The sequence below is a fragment of the Dyadobacter sp. CY261 genome, assembly GCF_021440085.1.
Taxonomy (GTDB): Bacteria; Bacteroidota; Bacteroidia; order Cytophagales; family Spirosomataceae; genus Dyadobacter.
Window position 1 is genome coordinate 1 of record NZ_JAKCPW010000068.1, and the last position, 1039, is coordinate 1039.

Below are 1039 nucleotides of genomic sequence, written 5' to 3' on the forward strand. Positions count from 1 at the left end.
AACTTTGAGGAAAAATGCAACTGATATCTAAAATTGTAAAATGGGCCGTTGCCAGCTTTTGCGTCGTGTTAATTGGTGTCTGTGCCTATGTTTGGGGCAATCATTCGCTCATTGAAAACACTGCGTCATTACCAACTAAATTGTCGGATTTCAGGCTGTATGAAGGGCGGCCAGCCGATCTTCGCCCCGGCAAAGATTATACCGAATACGAGTTAGCGACGACGTTATTCACTGATCATGCCCATAAGCAACGATTGATCAAATTGCCTGCACGCACCAAGCTGTTTCCCAGCGGGGATGGATTGCCCGACTTTCCAGATAGTACAATCTTGGTCAAGACATTCTACTACTATGTTGACAACCGGGACACAGCCAAAGGCAGACACCTACTCGAAACCCGAATTCTGGTTAAAGATAAATCTAAATGGAACGTGGGTACCTATGTTTGGAATGAGGCTCAAACAGAGGCCGTTCTGCAAACCAGGGGTACTGACGAGAAGGTAACCTAGATCGATGAGCGGGGAATTGCTCAAACCGTTAATTACCATATTCCCACCAATACCGAATGTACCACCTGTCATCGATTCAACAACACAATTATACCAATTGGGCCGAAATGGCGAAATCTGAACCGTAGCGTCCGGCGCGATACTTCGCTGATCAATCAGCTGACATACTGGCATGAGCGGGGTTTGCTTGCGAATACAGCCACATCTGCGATCACTCACTTCCCGGACTGGCAAGAAACAAATAACAGCCTGGAAAAACGTGCAAGGGCATATCTGGACGTGAATTGTGCCCACTGCCACCAACCCGCAGGTAATGCCTCGGAAACAGGTTTCTATGTAGGCTACGAGCTGCCATATTCAAAAACCGGCATAGCTGATCGCCACGAAGATATCCTGAACCGGATGGCATCCAAGGATCGGTGGTTTCACATGCCTAGACTGGGTACGACCATTATCGATCAAGTAGGACTACAATTAATTCGCGCTTACATTAAGCAATTGCAATAGTGTCGACCGATTTACATCAGACA

2 protein-coding genes are annotated in these 1039 nt (G+C 47.1%); both read left to right on the plus strand.

Features of this window, described 5'->3' with window-relative positions; translation table 11 throughout:
- Positions 1 to 14: 14 nt before the first annotated feature.
- Positions 15 to 509, plus strand: a complete 495-nt coding sequence (locus LZD49_RS35380) for a hypothetical protein (protein ID WP_234673381.1) — start codon at positions 15 to 17, stop codon at positions 507 to 509.
- 183 nt (positions 510 to 692) lie between these two features.
- On the plus strand, positions 693 to 1016 hold the full coding sequence (locus tag LZD49_RS35385; protein WP_234673383.1) for a hypothetical protein: 324 nt from the start codon (positions 693 to 695) through the stop codon (positions 1014 to 1016).
- Positions 1017 to 1039: the final 23 nt, after the last annotated feature.

What these genes read in the sequence shown, in the direction of transcription:
- LZD49_RS35380 (WP_234673381.1), top strand. Translation starts at nt 15, where the DNA reads ATGCAACTGATATCTAAAATTGTAAAATGGGCCGTTGCCAGCTTTTGC.